Source organism: Azospirillum sp. A29, from assembly GCF_042604625.1.
GTDB lineage: Bacteria > Pseudomonadota > Alphaproteobacteria > Azospirillales > Azospirillaceae > Azospirillum > Azospirillum palustre.
Map to the genome: position 1 here is coordinate 230,472 of NZ_CP170463.1, position 15,714 is coordinate 246,185.

Here is a 15,714-nt window from a genome sequence, read left to right on the forward strand (position 1 = left end):
GGCGTCAGCGCTTCATCGAAATCAGCGTGTCGATCATGTCCTGCGCCGTCGTCATCACCTTGGACGCGGCGGAATAGGCCTGCTGGGCGACGATCATCCGGCTGAACTCGTCGGTCAGCTCCACCGTGGAGCTTTCGAGCGAGCTGGCTTCGATCTCGCCGGCCTTGCCGTCGCCGGCGGTGCGCAGCTGGTAATTGCCGGACTCGTAGGTCTGGGTGAAGGTGGTTCCGCTCTCGCTCTCCAGCCCGTTGGAATTGGCAAAGGTCGCGATGGGGATCTGGTAGATCGCCCGCGTCTCGCCATTGTCGAAGCTGGCGCGCACCACGCCGCTGCTGTCGATGGTGGTCCCGGTCAGGGTGCCGGGCTCGTAGCCGTTGCCGGTGGCGGTCCAGTCGCCGATGGCGGCGGTGCTTTCGCCCGATGCGTATTGCGTCAGCCCGGTCGTGCTGTTGGCGCTGCCGAGCGACATCGTCACCGTGCTGTCGCCGGCGCCGGTGGTCCAGCCGCCGACCGAAAAGCCGATCGCCGAGGGATCGACGCTGGAGGTGGCGCCGCTGCTGTCGGTCTGGGTGGCGCTGGCGAGCGAGCCGTCGCTGTTGAAGGCGATGGAGATCGGGAAGCCGGAAATCGTCCCGGTCGTGGTCGTGCCGTCGGCCGAGCTGGTCGGGTCGGACGCGCTGAGCGACCATGCATTGTCGGCCGTCTTGCTCCAGGTCATCGTCACCGAGTGGCTGTTGCCCAGGGCGTCGAACAGTTCCACGTCGGTGGTGAAGCTGTCGCCGGTCGCGGCGTCGGACGGCAGGTTGGCCTCGATGTCGAGCGTCGAGGTCGCCTTGGGCGTGCCCTTGATGCTGGTCAGGTTGGTCGCCTGCAGGCTGTCGGTGGAGGTCTTGTTGCCGGCCTTGATGGTGCCGTCGTCGCCCACCGCCCAGCCATAGAGGTAATAGCCCTCCGAATTGACCAGATTGCCGTTGGAATCGGTGGAGAAGGAGCCGTTGCGGGTGAAGTAAGTGCCGCCGCTCGACGTCTTGTCCGACACGACGAAGAAGCCGTCGCCGTTGACCGCCATGTTGGTGGTGGTCGCCGAGGACTGGATTTCGCCCTGGCGGCTGACGCTGCGGGTGTTGGACGCGATGACGCCGCCGACCTGCTCGTCCACCGTGGTGGTCTTGTTGATGTAGGAGGTGAACTCCGTCACCGTCCCCTTGAAGCCGGTGGTGCTGGAATTGGCGATGTTGCTGGAGATGCTGGCGAGCGCCTTGCTCTGGGCGGTCAGCCCGGACGTGGCGCTGTACATTGCGCTGGTGAGGCTCATGGCGGCACCTGTCTTTCGAATTGTCCGGGGGAGGGGTCAGGAAACCGTCAGCACCTTGTCGGCCGACAGGCTGACGCCGCCGACGCTCAGCACCGCCGTGCCGGACGAGCTGTCCACGGCGGTCACGGTGCCCTTGAAGCGGGTGGCGGTATCGATGGCCTTGCCGTTGGCGTCGAGCGCGGCGACCGACAGGGTGTAGGTGCCGCTGCTGTAGCTCTTGCCGTTGGTGCCGACGCCGTCCCAGGTCACCTCGTGCGTGCCGGCGGCGGTGGCGGAGCTGACATCGCTGTAGACGGTGTTGCCGATTGAATCGGTGATGGTCAGCTTGACCGAGGACGCCGCGGAATCGAGATCGTATTCCCAGCTCGCCTCGCCGTCCTGCAATGGCGTGGTGGATCCCTCGGCCTCGACCGTCTTACCGTAGTAATTGACGGCGCCGCTGCCGGACCCGAGGGAGGATGACAGGGTGCTGCTGAGGTCGGACACCGTGCTGTTCAGCTCGTCGAGCTTATCGTTGATCGACATCTGCTGTTCCAGCCCGGACAGTTGGACGAGCTGGGTGGTGAAGGTGGTCGTGTCGACCGGGTTGGTCGGGTCCTGGACCTCGAGCTGCTTCATCAGCAGTGTCAGAAATGTCTGATAGCTGTCGGTCGCGCTCGTGGCTGACGAGCTGCTCGACGTGGACTTCGTCGACGTCGTTGACGTCGTTGCGCTGACGGAATCGACCAGCATCGCCTTCTCCACCCAATCGCGGCCCGTTCGCGGAATCCGGGCGGGATTTCGCGGCGGTTCAGGCCGATGGCTTTTCGGGATGGGCGGCGGGCTGGCGCCGCCCCGTTCGTTCTGTGGCTATCCACGGAACGGCGGGCGAAAGCTGGCGCAGTTTTTTCGGGAAAAATCCGGATCGACATAAAAAGCCCCGGCGGGACGGGTCCGGCCGGGGCGAAAAGGCAGTTGAGACGACGACGACTGCGGAAATAAAGCGGTTACGAAGGGACGGTTACGAGGCGTGGCGCAGATCGGCGGAACCGGGGGAGGTCGGCCGCCTGTGCGCCACGGTTGCGGGGAAGACCAGGACAGACGGGCGGCGGTCGGACACCAGAAGGGCATCCGCAGGCTCCCGCCCGTTCAACAGCCACTGGTAGGCGGCGGCGATGGCGACCCGGTCGCGTCCGTCCGCTGACAGCACGCGCAGGCCGGCAGCCATTTCCCTATTCGAACCGCTGCGGCGAACCGCATCGCACAGCGCATGGCCGAGCCGGAGGTCCGACACCAGAACCGCACTGTAACCGGCCTGTGCGACGACCGATGCCAGGGCTCCCAGATGGGACGGCGGCAAGGGGGAATTGCCGACCTCCCGCAGGTCCAGGAACAGATTGCGGCCGGTGCCGGCACCGGACAGCGCGTTGCGCAACGTCCCGAGCCAGACGGAGGGAGGAACGTCACGAAGGCCGCTGCAGGCGACGGCGTGGAGACCCCAGTCGGTGGCTGCGACGGTCATGTCCTTCATGCTTTTCCCCTTCGGTGTGGTCCGGGTTTCCTCGGGTCAGGTCCGCTCCGTCGATCCCATCGGCTGGGGGGCCGGTCGGGGGCAGCGGGGCATCCCTGTGGACAGAGTATAGGGGAGATTCCTAACAATCAGTAACGGAAACTAGTTTCCGGTTTGAAATCCACATTCCGGATTCACCATCCGAGGGCCCGGCCTTCGGCGGCGCATTGCAGGAGCAAAGCCGACGGCCGCCATTGCGGGCCGCCGATGTCGCGGTGGTAACGCAGGACCGCCTCGGCGATCTTGCCCAGCCCTTCCTGGTTGGCCCAGAACAGCAGGCCGCCGCGCCAGGACGGAAAGCCGTAGCCGTGCACCCAGATGGCGTCGATGTCGACCGGACGGGCGGCGATGCCTTCCTCCAGGATTTTGGCCGCCTCGTTCACCATCGCATAGAGGCAGCGTTCGCGGACCTCCCCGTCGCTGACCGGACGCGGGACGATGCCGCGACGGCGGCGGTCCTCCTCGATCACCGCCGCCACCTCCGGATCGGGGATCGGGGTACGGCTGCCGGGCTCGTAGCGGTAGACGCCGGCCGATGTCTTCTGGCCGTAGCGCCCACGCTCCGCCAGGGTGTCGAGCCAGTTGGGCGACTGCGCCTCCGGATCGCCGGCCTTGCGCCGCTCCTCGCGGATGCGCCAGCCGACATCGATCCCGGCAAGGTCGGTCATCGAGAAATGGCCGAGCGGAAAGCCGAACTCGGTCAGCACGCGGTCGACCTGCTCCGGGCTGGCACCTTCCTCGACCAGGGCCATCGACTCCCGGCCGCGCTGGTGCAGGATGCGGTTGCCGACGAAGCCGTAGCAGACGCCCACCGCCACGCCGACCTTGCCGATCCGGCGCGCCAGCCCCATCGCCGTCGCCAGCACCGTGTCGGAGGTCCTGGCCCCGCGCACCACCTCCAGCAGGCGCATGACGTTGGCTGGACTGAAGAAATGCATGCCGAGCACGTCCTGCGGCCGGCCGGTCGCCGCGGCGATGGCGTCCACGTCCAGCGTCGAGGTGTTGGTGGCGAGGATCGCCCCCGGCTTGCAGATCCGGTCCAGCGTCTGGAAGATCGCCTGCTTGACCTCCATGCTCTCGAAGGCCGCCTCCACCACCAGATCGGCGTCGGCCAGTTCGTCGTAGGACAGGGTGGGGTGGATCAGCGCCATCCGCTCGTCCAGCTGTGCCGCGGTCAGGCGGCCCTTGTGGAGGGTGGAGTCGTAATTGCGGCAGATGGCGGCGATGCCGCGGTCCAGCCCCTCCTGCGCGCTGTCGACCAGCACCACCGGAATGCCGGCATTGGCGAAGCACATGGCGATGCCGCCGCCCATGGTGCCGGCGCCGATCACGCCGACCTTGCGGATGTCGCGCGTCGGCGTGCCGGCCGGCAGGCCGGGGACCTTGGCCACCTCGCGCTCGGCGAAGAAGGCGTGGATCAGGCCGGCGCGCTGGGGCGAGTCCATGCAGGCGAGGAACAGCTCCCGCTCGCGCGCCGTCCCCTCGTCGAAGGGCAGGGTGACGGCGGCCTCGACCGCGTCGACGATGCGGTGGGGCGAGAACAGGTGCGGCAGGCGCTTGGCAAGTTCGGCCCGCTTCGCCGTGAACAGGGCGGGATCGGTGCCGGCGATGCGGTCGGTACGGGCACTGACCGGCTGCGGGCGGTTCCCGTCGGACAGAAGCCGCTCGGCGGCGCGCAGGCCGGCCTCCAGGGGGGAGGCGCCATCCTCCACCGCATCGACGAGGCCGAGGGCCAGCGCCTCTGCGGCACCCACCGGATCGCCGGACAGGATCAAGTCCAGCGCCCTGGCCGCCCCGACCAGCCGCGGTAGCCGTTGCGTACCACCGGCGCCCGGCAGCAGGCCCAGCTTGACCTCCGGCAGGCCGAGCTTCGCCGACTTCCACGCGACGCGGTGATGGCAGGCCAGCGCCACCTCCAGCCCGCCGCCCAGCGCCGTGCCATGGATGGCGGCGATCACCGGCTTGGTGGCCGCATCGAGGCGCGCCACCACCTCCGGCAGGGTCGGCGGGGCGGAGGGCTTGCCGAATTCCCGGATGTCTGCGCCGGCCATGTAGGTGCGGCCGGCACAGACGATCAGCAGTGCCTCCGCCCCGTCGTCAGCCAGCCCGGCGTCCAATGCCGAAACCAACCCGCTGCGCACGCCATGACCGACGGCGTTCACCGGCGGGTAATCGACGGTGATGACGCCGATGCGTCCCTGGCGCGCATACTGGACAGGATTGGGCGGAACCGCTTCAGTCTGGGCCGGCGACGGCATCGGCGCTCTCCGAAAAGCCAAAGGTCCGGGCCGATCCGATCACAGACGGCAGGAGGGATCGGAGGCCGGTGGACCGTCAGTCTAGCAGACAGTCCAGCCGAATCAAGTTTTCGGAATATAGTTTCTCTATACGGAATTTATTGGGCGAAACGGCGTCTGCGGGAACCGAACGGCGCGGTCGCGGGTTGGCACTCGCGTCGAAGGTCACTGGCTGGAGTTGGGTTATGGATTTGACGGGGAAGGTCGCGCTGGTCACCGGTGCGGGGTCCGGGATCGGCAAGGCGTCGGCGATACGCTTCGCCCAGTCCGGTGCCTCGGTCGGCGTGCTGAGCCACACCGCGGACGAGATCGCGAAGACCGCCGAGGAGATCCGTGCCGCCCGTGGACAGGCGATTCCCCTGACTGCGGATGTCGGCGACGACGCGGCGATGCAGCAGGCGGTCGAGCGGCTTGTGGAGGAGTTCGGGCGGCTCGACATTGTCTTCGCCAATGCCGGCATCAACGGCGTCTGGGCGCCCATCGACGACCTGACGCCGGACGAATGGGACCGTACGATCAACACCAACCTGCGCGGCACCTACCTGACGCTGCACCATGCGGTTCCGCACCTGAAGAAGGCCGGCGGCGGCTCGGTGATTGTCACCGCATCGATCAACGGCACGCGGGTGTTCAGCAACACCGGCGCCACCGCCTATTCCTGCACCAAGGCGGCGCAGCTCGCCATGGTGAAGATGCTGGCGCTGGAACTGGCGCCGAGCCGCATCCGCGTCAACGCTATCTGCCCCGGCATCATCGAAACGGACATTCCCGACAACACCAGGATGCGGAATATCGAATCGGTGAAGACCCCCATCGAGTATCCGCAGGGTAAGGTGCCCCTGACCGGCGGCAAGTCCGGCGACAGCTTCGACGTGGCGGAGCTTGCGCTGTTCCTGGCGTCGGACCGCGCGAAGCACATCACCGGCACTCCGGTCTGGATCGACGGGGCGGAATCCCTGATGGTCGGCTGACGATCCGCAATCCCGCGGCTCGACCGCAAAACCGAACAACCAAGGCGAAGGACATCATGAGCTTGCACGAGAAGGTGCGGAAGAACGAGGAACTCGGCCGTTATGAGCTGACGGTGGCCGGCTCGACCGCTCTGGTCACCTATGACATGCGTGATGGCAAGATCGCATTGACCCACACCGAGGTGCCGGGTGCCCTGACCGGCCAGGGGGTGGGGTCGGAACTGGCGAAGGGCACGCTGGACGACATCCGGGCGCAGGGCATGAAGGTGCTACCGATCTGCACCTTCATCGAGGCCTACATCAAGCGCCACTCGGAGTATCAGGACCTCGTCGGCTAAAGCGGATTGCCATCCTCGTCGAGGAAGATCAGATCGCCGTCCAGCAGGAAGAGGCAGATGCAGTCTTCCTCGCTGGCGCCGCGGGCGTAATGGTCGGTGCCGGCGACATAGTGGGCGACGTCGCCAAGCCCGTAGCTGCCATATTCGTCGCGGAAGGCGCCGCGCAGGACCAGCAGCAGTTCGTCCGCAGTGTGGCGGTGCGCTGGAACCGGGGCGCCCGAGGCCATGCGAAGAAGGCGGATCGTCGTGCCGGACAGGGCGCGCTCCCAGCCCGACAGCCAGACCCCCTTGGAGATCTCCCGCCAGGACCCGTCATCGGTCGGCGTGTCGATGGCGTCCGGCAGCCAGCTGCGCAGCGGTTCCGGCACCAGACTTCCGCATGTCCGGCCGGCTGTCAGCAGCTTGATGGGGGCGGACTCCGACGGCGTCCGCGCGGCGGTCAGCAGGCCGTCCATGCGGTCCAGCAGTGCATCCAGCCCATCGTGACCCGCGCAGGGCAGCTCTTCGAACCAGTTCCCGCACAAGGCTTCGTAAGATGCGACGCGCTGGCGGCAGTCCGGGCAATAGGCGAGGTGGGTCGCCACCAGCAGCGACTTCCCGGCCCGCTCCTGCCCGCTGGCATAGCCGATCAGAAGCTGGTCGTCCGGATGGTGGAACGGCACCGTCACGCCTTGTCCCTCATGCTGCGTTTCAGATGGCTGAGCGCGAGGCGCAGCCGGGTCTTGACCGTTCCCAAGGGCACCTCCGTGTCCTCGGCGATCTCCTCATGGGTCTGTTCGAGAAAATACGAACGGCGCAGCACCTCGGATTGGTTCGCCGCCAGAGTTTCGATCGCATCCTGAAGCTGGCGGCTGCTCTGGACCATCTGGGCGCTCTCCTCCGGGGTGGCGAGTGAGGCGGGGGTCATCGCCGGATCGTCCGGGTCGGGGGCGGGGCGCATCTCCTTGCGCAGGCTGTCGATGCGCCGGTTGCGGGCAATGGTGAACACCCAGGTGCCGACGGTCGCCTGGGCCGGATCGAAGCTGGCGGCCTTCAGCCAGACCGTCAGCATCACGTCCTGGACCAGTTCCTCTGCCGTGCTGCGGTCGGCGCCGAGCTTCAGGCAATAGTGCAGGATCTTCGGCGCGAAATGGCGGAACAACGCAGCGAAAGCCGTGCGGTCGCGATCCTGCGCCACCGCATGGACCAGCCCGCCGAACTGGTCGGCATCGGGCCTTCCTGCCCCGTCCTTGTCCAACGTCCCCGGCACGTGGGGCTCCCGCGAAAACGGCATTCAACCACCAGTCAGCATTCCTGCGGGCGGCAGCTTATCCTGAACTTCTTAACGGAGCATTCCCGAAAATCGTCGGTGTGCCATTGGTCCTTTGGGTGTGCTCTTAGCGTGCTCTCAGCGCGCTCATTGGATCTAGGGGTGAGACGGTGGGCGTGGTCTGCGGCAGGGGGCGGAAGGCGGCCTGCGCCTCGGCGGGCAGGGGCGGGCGCATGCGGGTCCGCCACAGGCCATAGAAGGTGGCGCATATCGCGCCGCCGGTGACGAAGCTGAAGAGCCCGGCCGGCCCGGTGGCGATCATCAATGCCGACGCCACCGGCGGGCCGATGATGGCGCCGACGGAATTGGCCAGGATCAGGCCGCCGCTGGCCGACACCATGTCCTCCCGCCGGACGTAATCGTTGGTGTGGGCGAGACAGACCGGATAGAGCGTGAAAGCCAGTCCGCCGAACAGCGGCGCCACCAGCATCAGCGCCAGCGGTTGGTCCAGCCGGGCGGCGGCGATCATGCCCAGGCTGGTCAGCGACAACGCGGCTGACAGGGCGATGATGACGCTGCGCCGGTCGAAGCGGTCCGACAATCGGCCGAGTGGCCATTGCAGCGCCATGCCGCCGAGGATCAGCGCCGACATGAACAGTGCGGTTCCCGACACGCCGAAGCTGGAGGAGGCGCCGAACACCGGGGCCAACCCATAGATCGACCCAGTGATCGCCCCGCTGATGAACACCCCCGCCACCCCCAGCGGCGAGCTTCGGTAAAGCCGCCCGATGCCGAAGGACGAGACGTTCGGCAATTGCGGCGGCGTTGTCCGCGTCAGGGCCACCGGCACCAGCGCCAGCGTCAGCAGGATCGACACGATCATGAACAGCCGCACGCCCGTCTCGTCGTCCAGGCGCAGCAACTGCTGCCCGACGCCGGAGGCGCCATAGAGCGTCACCATGTAGGCCGACAGCAGTTGCCCGCGGCTTTCGTTGGTGGCGGTGCCGTTGAGCCAGCTTTCGATGCACATGTAGAGACCGGCCATGCAGAACCCCTGTGTCAGGCGCAGCAGGGCCCAGAGCGGCGCATCGACGAACAGCGCGTGCGACAGTGCTGCGACCGACACGACGGAGGCGAAGGCGGAGAAGGCCCGGATATGGCCGACCCGGGTGATGATCCGATGCGCATAGAGCGATCCCAGGGTCAGCCCGCCATAATAGGCCGCGGTGATCATCCCCACCGCCGTCGCACCGGACGCCGTCGCCGACAGCCTCAGCCCGATCAGGGTCGACATGGCTCCGTTCGCCAGCATCAGAAAGGCGACGCCCAGCAGAAGCGAGGCGACCGAACGCACAACCGGTGGCATGCCCTAAATCCTCCGCCGCCGTCAGTGCGTCAGGGCCGGAAGGCCGGTTGGGGGCCGATGATGCATGGCGATGCTCCAAATCTCTGTTTGCGTGCGGTGATATGCGACCTGTCGCAAGGTCCAACAGCCAAGCCATGGATTCGGTCCGCCGCCGGGGCGGGGAGCAGAGATGCGCTCGGGGATGCACCTGGAGGAGTGAGTGACCGTTGGGTCAACCGGACCGTTGACAGGGCATACCGATCAGTAACATACCTTCCGTCAGGTAGAGATTCGGGAGACGCCAGGATGTCCGACACCGCGCCCGCCACCCCATCGCCGGTCCAACTCGTCCGCGAGGGGGCGGTGTCCTGGATCCGGTTGAACCGCCCCGGCGTGCTGAACGCGCTGGACGAGCCGACCGCCGCCGCCTTCCTCGACGCCTGCCGCAGCGTGGCGGAGGAGGGCGGGACGGGGCCGACGCGGGTGCTGGTGATCGCCGGCAATGGCCGCGGCTTCATGGCCGGCGGCGATGTCGGCCGCTTCGCCGAAGATCCCGCCGCCGCACCGGCGGTGGCCGGCGCCATCATTGCCCATTTGCATGAGGCGCTACGCGTACTCGACCGGCTGGACGTGCCGGTCCTGGCCTCCGTCCATGGGCCGGTGGCCGGGGCGGGGATGAGCCTCGCCAGCGCCGCCGACCTCTGCATCGCCGCCGACGATGCCAAATTCACCATGGCCTATGCCCGCATCGGCGCCACCCCCGACGGGTCGGGCAGCTTCCATCTGCCGCGTCTCGTCGGTCTGCGCCGCGCCATGGAGCTGGCGATGCTGTCCGACGTGATCGACGCGGCGGAGGCGCTACGGATCGGGCTGGTCAACCGGGTGGTGCCGGCGGCATCCCTGGCGGAGGAGACGGCCAAGCTGGCCGAACGGCTCGCCGCCGGACCAACCGTCGCCTATGCCGGCGTTCGCCACCTGATGCGCCAGTCCTTCGACCGGACGCTGGACCGGCAGCTGGACGCAGAGCGCGACCGCTTCCTCGCCACCGCCGCCACCAGCGACTTTATCGAAGGCGTCAGCGCCTTCATCGCCAAGCGCAGGCCGGATTTCACCGGCCGCTGACCGTCCCATTGTCCGAGAAGTGGACCGAACCATGCAGAACGACATCGTCATCGTCGGCGCCGCCCGCACCGCCATCGGCGGCTTCGGCGGCAGCCTCAAGGATGTACCGCTGACCCGGCTCGCCACCGTGGCGGTCAAGGCGGCGCTGGAGCGGTCCGGCGCCGCACCCGACTCCGTCGGCCATCTGGTGATGGGCAACGTCATCCCGACCGAGACCAACGACGCCTATCTCAGCCGCGTCGCCGCCATCGACGCCGGCATCCCCATCGGTACGCCCGCCTTCAACGTCAACCGGCTCTGCGGCTCCGGCCTTCAGGCCATCGTCTCGGCGGCGCAGTCCATCGCGCTCGGCGACTGCGACGTCGCCATCGGCGCCGGTGCGGAATCGATGAGCCGCGGCCCCTATTTCGTGCCGAGCGCCCGCTGGGGCAGCCGCTTGGGCGACGGGGCGCTGGTCGATTACATGAACGGCATCCTGCACGACCCCTGGCAGAAGATTCACATGGGGGTGACGGCGGAGAATGTCGCCGCCCGCTACGGCATCGACCGCGAGACGCAGGACGTCCTGGCGCTGGAAAGCCAGCGCCGTGCTGCCCACGCCATCGCCGAGGGCCGTTTCAAGGACCAGATCGTCCCGGTGGAGATCGCCTCGCGCAAGGGCACCATCGTCTTCGACACCGACGAGCATGTCCGCGGCGACGTCACCCCGGAAGGGTTGGCGAAGATGAAGCCGGTCTTCAAGAAGGACGGATCGGTAACTGCCGGCAACGCCTCCGGCCTGAATGACGGCGCCGCCGCGGTGGTGCTGGCCGATGCCCGCCGCGCCGCGGCGCTGGGGCTGAAGCCGCTGGCCCGTCTCGTCGGCTATGCCCATGCCGGCGTCGAGCCCGATTACATGGGCATCGGCCCGATCCCGGCGACCCGCAAGGTGCTGGAGCGGACCGGCCTGTCGGTCGGCGACCTCGACGTCATCGAATCCAACGAGGCTTTCGCGGCCCAGGCCTGTGCGGTGATCCGCGAGCTGGATTTCGACCCGGCCAAGGTGAACCCCAACGGTTCCGGCATCTCGCTTGGTCATCCGGTGGGGGCGACCGGCGCCATCATCACGGTGAAGGCGATCCACGAACTGCACCGCACCGGCGGCCGGTATGCCCTGGTGACCATGTGCATCGGCGGCGGCCAGGGCATCGCCGCCATCTTCGAGCGCGTCTGAGGGTTTGGGCAGGTACGGGCGGGATCGCTCGCCCGTACCAAAAGCTTTCCTCCGGTTTTTCATTGAACGATCAATCAAAATAAAATTGGCATCCCCCTGCGGCCAATTGCGCAACGGCGCTATCAAAATGCAGGTTTCGTGAACGCAGCTATCGACCGCGCCCCTCGTCTCGGGGCAATCTACGGCCCGATTGCCTTAACCCTGGTCTGTTGCGTTCCGGAAGCCTTGCCCATGACGACGATTCTGCCCACGCCCACCGGTTCGTCTTCGGCGACGATTGGACAGGTGCGTCTGGCGGTGCGCGGCCTGCGCAAGGTCTTTGCCGACGATCCCCGCCCGGCGCTGGAGATGCTGCGCCGCGGGGCGACCAAGGCGGAGGTCTTGCAGCGGCTGAACGTCAATGTCGGCGTCGCCGAGGCCAGCTTCGACATCCGGGCGGGCGAGATATTCGTCATCATGGGTCTGTCGGGGTCGGGCAAGTCGACCATCATTCGGCTGCTGAACCGCCTGATCGAACCGTCGGAGGGGGAAATCCGGCTCGACGGGCGCGACCTGACCGCGCTTCCCTACGCTGACCTCGTCGAGGTGCTGCGGCGGGACATGAGCATGGTCTTCCAGTCCTTCGCATTGCTGCCCAACCGCACCGCGCTGGAGAATGCCGCCTTCGGGCTGGAAGTTGCCGGGGTGAAGCGGGCCGAGCGGCGCAAGGCGGCGCTGGCCGCCCTGGAACGAGTCGGTCTGGCGGATTATGCCGACCGCTATCCGGACGAGCTGTCCGGCGGCATGCAGCAGCGGGTGGGGTTGGCCCGCGCTCTGGCGAAAAATCCGACGATCATGCTGATGGACGAGGCTTTCTCGGCGCTCGACCCGCTGATCCGCACCGACATGCAGGACGAGCTTCTGCGGCTCCAGCGCGAGGATGCCCGCACCATCGTCTTCATTTCCCACGATGCCGAGGAAGCGATGCGGATCGCCGACCGCATCGCGGTGATGGAGGATGGCCGGATCGCCCAGATCGGCACCCCGGCGGACATCCTGCGCGCGCCGGCCGACGAGTATGTCCGCGCCTTCTTCCGCGGCGTCGATGCCTCGCGCGTGCTGCGCGCCCGCGACCTTGCCCGGCCGCCCGACGACGGGACCGCGGGCGAGCCCGGACGGTTCCGTTATCGCACCGATGCGGCCGGCTGTTTCCGCGGCGTGCTGGCCGGCGACGGCGCATCGGCCCTGTTCGGGCTGGAGCCGGTGGCGGCCGATACACCGATCCATGCCCTGCTCGGCCGGGTTGCCGCAGCCCCTTGTCCGCTGCCGGTCGTTGAGCCGGACGGCCGGCTCGTCGGCGTGATTTCCCGTGCGGCGCTGCTGGCGGCGCTCGACCGCGGCGAGACCGCCGGGCGCGAGGTGCGGCATGGCTGACATCGCGCTGCTGGATATCGAGTGGCTGAACGAGACCATCGGCGGCGGCATCGCCCGCGGGGCCGAATGGCTGGTGACGACGATCCTCGACCATGGACAGCCGGCGCTGACGCTCATCGCCGCGACGGTGGACGGGTTGGGCGAGGCGTTGGACGGACTGCTGCTGGGGGTGCCGCCCTGGCTGCTGGCGCTGGTGCTGTCGGCGGTCGCGCTCTGGCGGGTCGGGCGTGCCTTCGCCCTGTTCACCCTGCTGTCGCTGGGCGGGATCTTCGTGATGGGGCTGTGGGAGCCGACGGTGTCGACGCTTGGGCTCGTTCTCGCCTCCACCGCGCTCAGCCTGATCGGCGGGGTGCCGCTCGGCATCTGGATGGCGCGCAGCAAGATCGCCGACGGGGTGGGCAAGACTCTGCTGGATCTGATGCAGACCATGCCGGCCTTCGTCTATCTGATCCCGGCGGTGCTGTTCTTCGGTCTGGGACGTGTGCCGGGCATCATCGCCACGGTGGTCTTCGCCATGCCGCCGGCGGTGCGGCTGACGGCGCTCGGCATCCGGCAGGTGCCGGTGGAACTGGTCGAGGCCGGGCGCGCCTTCGGCTGCCGCGACCATCAGCTCCTGTTCAAGATTCAACTGCCGAATGCCCTGCCGTCGATCATGGCCGGGGTGAACCAGACCATGATGATGGCGCTGTCGATGATCGTCGTCGCCTCGATGATCGGCGCCGGGGGGCTGGGCAACGTGGTGCTCCAGGGCATCCAGCGCCTGGACATCGGCCTCGGCGTGCAGAGCGGCTTGGCCGTGGTGCTGCTGGCCGTCGTGCTCGACCGAATCACGCAGAGCTTTGGCCGGGTGAGCGGTCGCGGTGCCGGCCGCCGCCGGGCCACCGCCGGGACTGCCGGACGGCGCTGGTGGCGGCGGTGAGGTCAGGCGTTCAGTTCGGAATCGAGGTAGCCCAGCGCCACCGCCCGGGCCGCGCTGCCGTCCATGGCGCCGGTCAGGGCGAAGCGCAGCCACAGCCCGTCGATCATCGCCGCCAGTCCGACGGCCACCCGCTCCGCCCGTTCCGGCGGCAGCAGAGGGCGCAGGGCATGCAGCAGGTTGGAATGCAGCCGGCGGGCATTGATCCGTTGCAGCCGGGCCAGCGCCGGGTTGTGAGGCGCCTGCGCCCAGAAGCCGAGCCAGGCCGCGACCACCCGCGGCTCGAACTGGCCGGGGGCGAAGTTGCAGTCGACGATCGCCTCCAGCCGGGCGCGCGGCGAATCGGCGGTCGCCAGCCGCTGGGTCGCGTCGTCGCGCAGCTGTTGCAGCATGCTGCGCATGGTCGCGGACAGCAGCTCGTCCTTGCCGCCGAAATAATGGTGGATGATGCCGGGCGAAACGCCGGCCCCCCGGCTGATCGTCTGGACCGTGGTGTCGGCCAGACCATGCTCGCCCATCGAGGTGATGGTGGCGTCGATCAACTGGCGGCGGCGGATCGGTTCCATTCCGACTTTGGGCATGGGGCTGGCAGTCTCCTGTCCTGTTTTGCCAAGGCGGTTCCACCGCCACCTTGGCCTGTACCGCAACAAATGCGCCATTTTCGCCGGTCCGTCGATGGCGAAATCGGCAGACCCGGTAACGCAGACCGGATGGACCGGACGGCAAAGCCCAAACAACAAGCCCAGACAGCAAGCCCGAACGACAAGAAAGAGGAGTTGAGGATATGAACGGATGGAAGGCTCTGGCCAAGGGGATCGCGGGTGCCGGCATCGCCGCGGTCGTGACGCTGGGCGCCGGCGGGGCGCTGGCCGCCGAACCGGCGTCCTGCAAGGCGGTGCGCTTCGGCGACGTCGGCTGGACCGACATCGCGGCGACGACGGCACTCGCCTCCGTCACGCTTGACGCGCTGGGCTATAAGCCGACCACCACCATGTCGTCGGTGCCGCTGGTCTACACCGGCCTGAAGACCAAGTCGCTGGACGTCTTCCTCGGCAACTGGATGCCGACGATGGAGCCCTTCGTGAAGCCGGTGCTGGAAGACGGCTCGGTCGAGGTGACGCGCGTCAATCTGGAAGGCGCCAAATACACGTTGGCCGTGCCGAAATACGCCGCCGAGGCCGGGTTGAAGACCTTCGCCGACATCGCGAAGTTCAAGGACAAGCTGAGCGGCAAGATCTACGGCATCGAGGCCGGCAACGACGGCAACCTGATCATCGACAAGATGCTGAAGGCCGACGCCTTCGGCCTGAAGGACTTCAAGCTGGTGGAGTCCAGCGAGGCCGGCATGCTGGCCGAGGTGAAGCGCGCGACGCGCAACAAGGGATGGGTGGTCTTCCTGGGCTGGGAACCGCACCCGATGAACAAGAGCTTCGAGCTGACCTATCTGGAGGGCGGCGACGACTGGTTCGGCCCCAACCTGGGCGGCGCAACCGTCAGCACCAACGTCCGCAAGGGCTATGGCGCCGAATGCCCGAATGTCGGCAAGCTGCTGTCCAACCTGTCCTTCACGCTGGCGATGGAAAACGCCGTGATGGACGACATCATGAACGGCAACAAGAAGCCGGACGCCGCCGCCAAGGCCTGGCTGAAGAAGAATCCCGATGTTTTGAAGAGCTGGCTGTCGGGCGTCACCACCATTGATGGCAAGGACGGTCTGGCTGCGGTGCAGGCCAAGCTCGGCGTCGCAACCAAGTCGTAACGGGCCAAGTTGTAAAGGGCATCGGATGGGGCGGGATGGAGCGGCGTTTCGCCCCATCCGGCCTATCGCTTTCTTTCCGGTGACTTTATCCCTTTGCCACAGTCCATTGCTCTGCTAAGGCCCATTAGGTCCTGAGTGCGGAGCGTTCGTGGCGGATCGCCATTCACCCTTTTCCGGGAGCCTGCCCCTCTCCCGGCACTCTTACCGGGCAGCCGGCGCGCGTGATC

Annotated in this window: 16 protein-coding genes; 8 read left to right on the plus strand and 8 right to left on the minus strand. The window is 67.5% G+C overall.

The window, feature by feature from the left end:
- Positions 1–4: 4 nt before the first annotated feature.
- Entirely contained in the window at positions 5–1,315 is a 1,311-nt protein-coding gene (flgE, locus tag ABNQ38_RS09565; RefSeq protein WP_377807247.1) for a flagellar hook protein FlgE, read from the minus strand.
- Positions 1,316–1,351: 36 nt separating this feature from the next.
- Positions 1,352–2,047 (minus strand): flagellar hook assembly protein FlgD, encoded by a 696-nt coding sequence (locus ABNQ38_RS09570; protein WP_377807248.1) that lies wholly within the window; start codon positions 2,045–2,047, stop codon positions 1,352–1,354.
- On the opposite strand from ABNQ38_RS09570, the gene ABNQ38_RS09575 reads away from it, so the two are divergent.
- Positions 1,974–2,228, plus strand: coding sequence for a hypothetical protein (locus ABNQ38_RS09575; protein WP_377807249.1), 255 nt, complete (start codon positions 1,974–1,976; stop codon positions 2,226–2,228). The two genes, ABNQ38_RS09570 and ABNQ38_RS09575, sit on opposite strands and share 74 nt — an antisense overlap.
- Before the next feature lie 87 nt (positions 2,229–2,315).
- Here ABNQ38_RS09575 and ABNQ38_RS09580 read toward each other — a convergent pair whose 3' ends face one another.
- The gene (locus ABNQ38_RS09580; RefSeq protein WP_377807250.1) at positions 2,316–2,825 is read right to left on the minus strand and encodes a hypothetical protein; all 510 of its coding nucleotides are present in this window, start codon (positions 2,823–2,825) and stop codon (positions 2,316–2,318) included.
- Between the two features lie 173 nt (positions 2,826–2,998).
- Positions 2,999–5,122: a 3-hydroxyacyl-CoA dehydrogenase NAD-binding domain-containing protein gene (locus tag ABNQ38_RS09585; RefSeq protein WP_377807251.1), complete on the minus strand. Its 2,124-nt coding sequence runs from the start codon at positions 5,120–5,122 to the stop codon at positions 2,999–3,001.
- Between the two features lie 224 nt (positions 5,123–5,346).
- Here ABNQ38_RS09585 and ABNQ38_RS09590 point away from each other — a divergent pair, with 224 nt between their 5' ends.
- Both ABNQ38_RS09590 and ABNQ38_RS09595 read left to right on the plus strand, forming a co-directional pair.
- Complete coding sequence (locus ABNQ38_RS09590; protein WP_377807252.1) at positions 5,347–6,132, plus strand: SDR family oxidoreductase; 786 nt, start codon at positions 5,347–5,349, stop codon at positions 6,130–6,132.
- Between the two features lie 56 nt (positions 6,133–6,188).
- Positions 6,189–6,470, plus strand: coding sequence for a GNAT family N-acetyltransferase (locus ABNQ38_RS09595; protein ID WP_377807253.1), 282 nt, complete (start codon positions 6,189–6,191; stop codon positions 6,468–6,470).
- On the opposite strand, the gene ABNQ38_RS09600 is transcribed toward ABNQ38_RS09595, so the two are convergent.
- From ABNQ38_RS09600 to ABNQ38_RS09610, 3 genes are all read right to left on the minus strand, one after another.
- Entirely contained in the window at positions 6,467–7,138 is a 672-nt protein-coding gene (locus ABNQ38_RS09600; RefSeq protein ID WP_377807254.1) for a cupin domain-containing protein, read from the minus strand. The genes ABNQ38_RS09595 and ABNQ38_RS09600 overlap by 4 nt on opposite strands.
- Positions 7,135–7,719: a sigma-70 family RNA polymerase sigma factor gene (locus tag ABNQ38_RS09605; RefSeq protein ID WP_377807256.1), complete on the minus strand. Its 585-nt coding sequence runs from the start codon at positions 7,717–7,719 to the stop codon at positions 7,135–7,137. Before ABNQ38_RS09605 ends, ABNQ38_RS09600 begins: the two co-directional genes overlap by 4 nt.
- A gap of 127 nt (positions 7,720–7,846) precedes the next feature.
- Entirely contained in the window at positions 7,847–9,085 is a 1,239-nt protein-coding gene (locus ABNQ38_RS09610) for an MFS transporter (RefSeq protein ID WP_377807257.1), read from the minus strand.
- A 285-nt stretch (positions 9,086–9,370) separates the two neighbouring features.
- On the opposite strand from ABNQ38_RS09610, the gene ABNQ38_RS09615 reads away from it, so the two are divergent.
- From ABNQ38_RS09615 to ABNQ38_RS09630, 4 genes are all read left to right on the plus strand, one after another.
- Positions 9,371–10,186 carry an enoyl-CoA hydratase/isomerase family protein gene (locus ABNQ38_RS09615; RefSeq protein ID WP_377807258.1) on the plus strand — a complete coding sequence of 272 codons (816 nt, stop codon included), beginning with the start codon at positions 9,371–9,373 and terminating at the stop codon, positions 10,184–10,186.
- 31 nt (positions 10,187–10,217) lie between these two features.
- Positions 10,218–11,399 (plus strand): acetyl-CoA C-acyltransferase family protein, encoded by a 1,182-nt coding sequence (locus tag ABNQ38_RS09620; protein WP_377807259.1) that lies wholly within the window; start codon positions 10,218–10,220, stop codon positions 11,397–11,399.
- Positions 11,400–11,630: 231 nt separating this feature from the next.
- Positions 11,631–12,812, plus strand: coding sequence for a glycine betaine/L-proline ABC transporter ATP-binding protein (locus ABNQ38_RS09625; protein WP_377807260.1), 1,182 nt, complete (start codon positions 11,631–11,633; stop codon positions 12,810–12,812).
- Positions 12,805–13,731 (plus strand): ABC transporter permease, encoded by a 927-nt coding sequence (locus ABNQ38_RS09630; protein WP_377807261.1) that lies wholly within the window; start codon positions 12,805–12,807, stop codon positions 13,729–13,731. The genes ABNQ38_RS09625 and ABNQ38_RS09630 overlap by 8 nt, the downstream gene beginning before the upstream one ends.
- 2 nt (positions 13,732–13,733) lie before the next feature.
- On the opposite strand, the gene betI is transcribed toward ABNQ38_RS09630, so the two are convergent.
- Complete coding sequence (gene betI / locus ABNQ38_RS09635; protein ID WP_377807262.1) at positions 13,734–14,309, minus strand: transcriptional regulator BetI; 576 nt, start codon at positions 14,307–14,309, stop codon at positions 13,734–13,736.
- Between the two features lie 203 nt (positions 14,310–14,512).
- Here betI and ABNQ38_RS09640 point away from each other — a divergent pair, with 203 nt between their 5' ends.
- A complete protein-coding gene (locus ABNQ38_RS09640) occupies positions 14,513–15,487 on the plus strand; it encodes a choline ABC transporter substrate-binding protein (protein ID WP_377807263.1) in 975 nt (324 codons plus the stop codon).
- The last annotated feature ends 227 nt before the right edge of the window (positions 15,488–15,714 follow it).

Coding starts and splice junctions, on each gene's coding strand:
- flgE (WP_377807247.1), bottom strand. CDS start 1,315: ATGAGCCTCACCAGCGCAATGTACAGCGCCACGTCCGGGCTGACCGCC.
- ABNQ38_RS09570 (WP_377807248.1), bottom strand. CDS start 2,047: ATGCTGGTCGATTCCGTCAGCGCAACGACGTCAACGACGTCGACGAAG.
- ABNQ38_RS09580 (WP_377807250.1), bottom strand. CDS start 2,825: ATGAAGGACATGACCGTCGCAGCCACCGACTGGGGTCTCCACGCCGTC.
- ABNQ38_RS09585 (WP_377807251.1), bottom strand. CDS start 5,122: ATGCCGTCGCCGGCCCAGACTGAAGCGGTTCCGCCCAATCCTGTCCAG.
- ABNQ38_RS09590 (WP_377807252.1), top strand. CDS start 5,347: ATGGATTTGACGGGGAAGGTCGCGCTGGTCACCGGTGCGGGGTCCGGG.
- ABNQ38_RS09595 (WP_377807253.1), top strand. CDS start 6,189: ATGAGCTTGCACGAGAAGGTGCGGAAGAACGAGGAACTCGGCCGTTAT.
- ABNQ38_RS09610 (WP_377807257.1), bottom strand. CDS start 9,085: ATGCCACCGGTTGTGCGTTCGGTCGCCTCGCTTCTGCTGGGCGTCGCC.
- ABNQ38_RS09615 (WP_377807258.1), top strand. CDS start 9,371: ATGTCCGACACCGCGCCCGCCACCCCATCGCCGGTCCAACTCGTCCGC.
- ABNQ38_RS09620 (WP_377807259.1), top strand. CDS start 10,218: ATGCAGAACGACATCGTCATCGTCGGCGCCGCCCGCACCGCCATCGGC.
- ABNQ38_RS09625 (WP_377807260.1), top strand. CDS start 11,631: ATGACGACGATTCTGCCCACGCCCACCGGTTCGTCTTCGGCGACGATT.
- ABNQ38_RS09630 (WP_377807261.1), top strand. CDS start 12,805: ATGGCTGACATCGCGCTGCTGGATATCGAGTGGCTGAACGAGACCATC.
- betI (WP_377807262.1), bottom strand. CDS start 14,309: ATGCCCAAAGTCGGAATGGAACCGATCCGCCGCCGCCAGTTGATCGAC.
- ABNQ38_RS09640 (WP_377807263.1), top strand. CDS start 14,513: ATGAACGGATGGAAGGCTCTGGCCAAGGGGATCGCGGGTGCCGGCATC.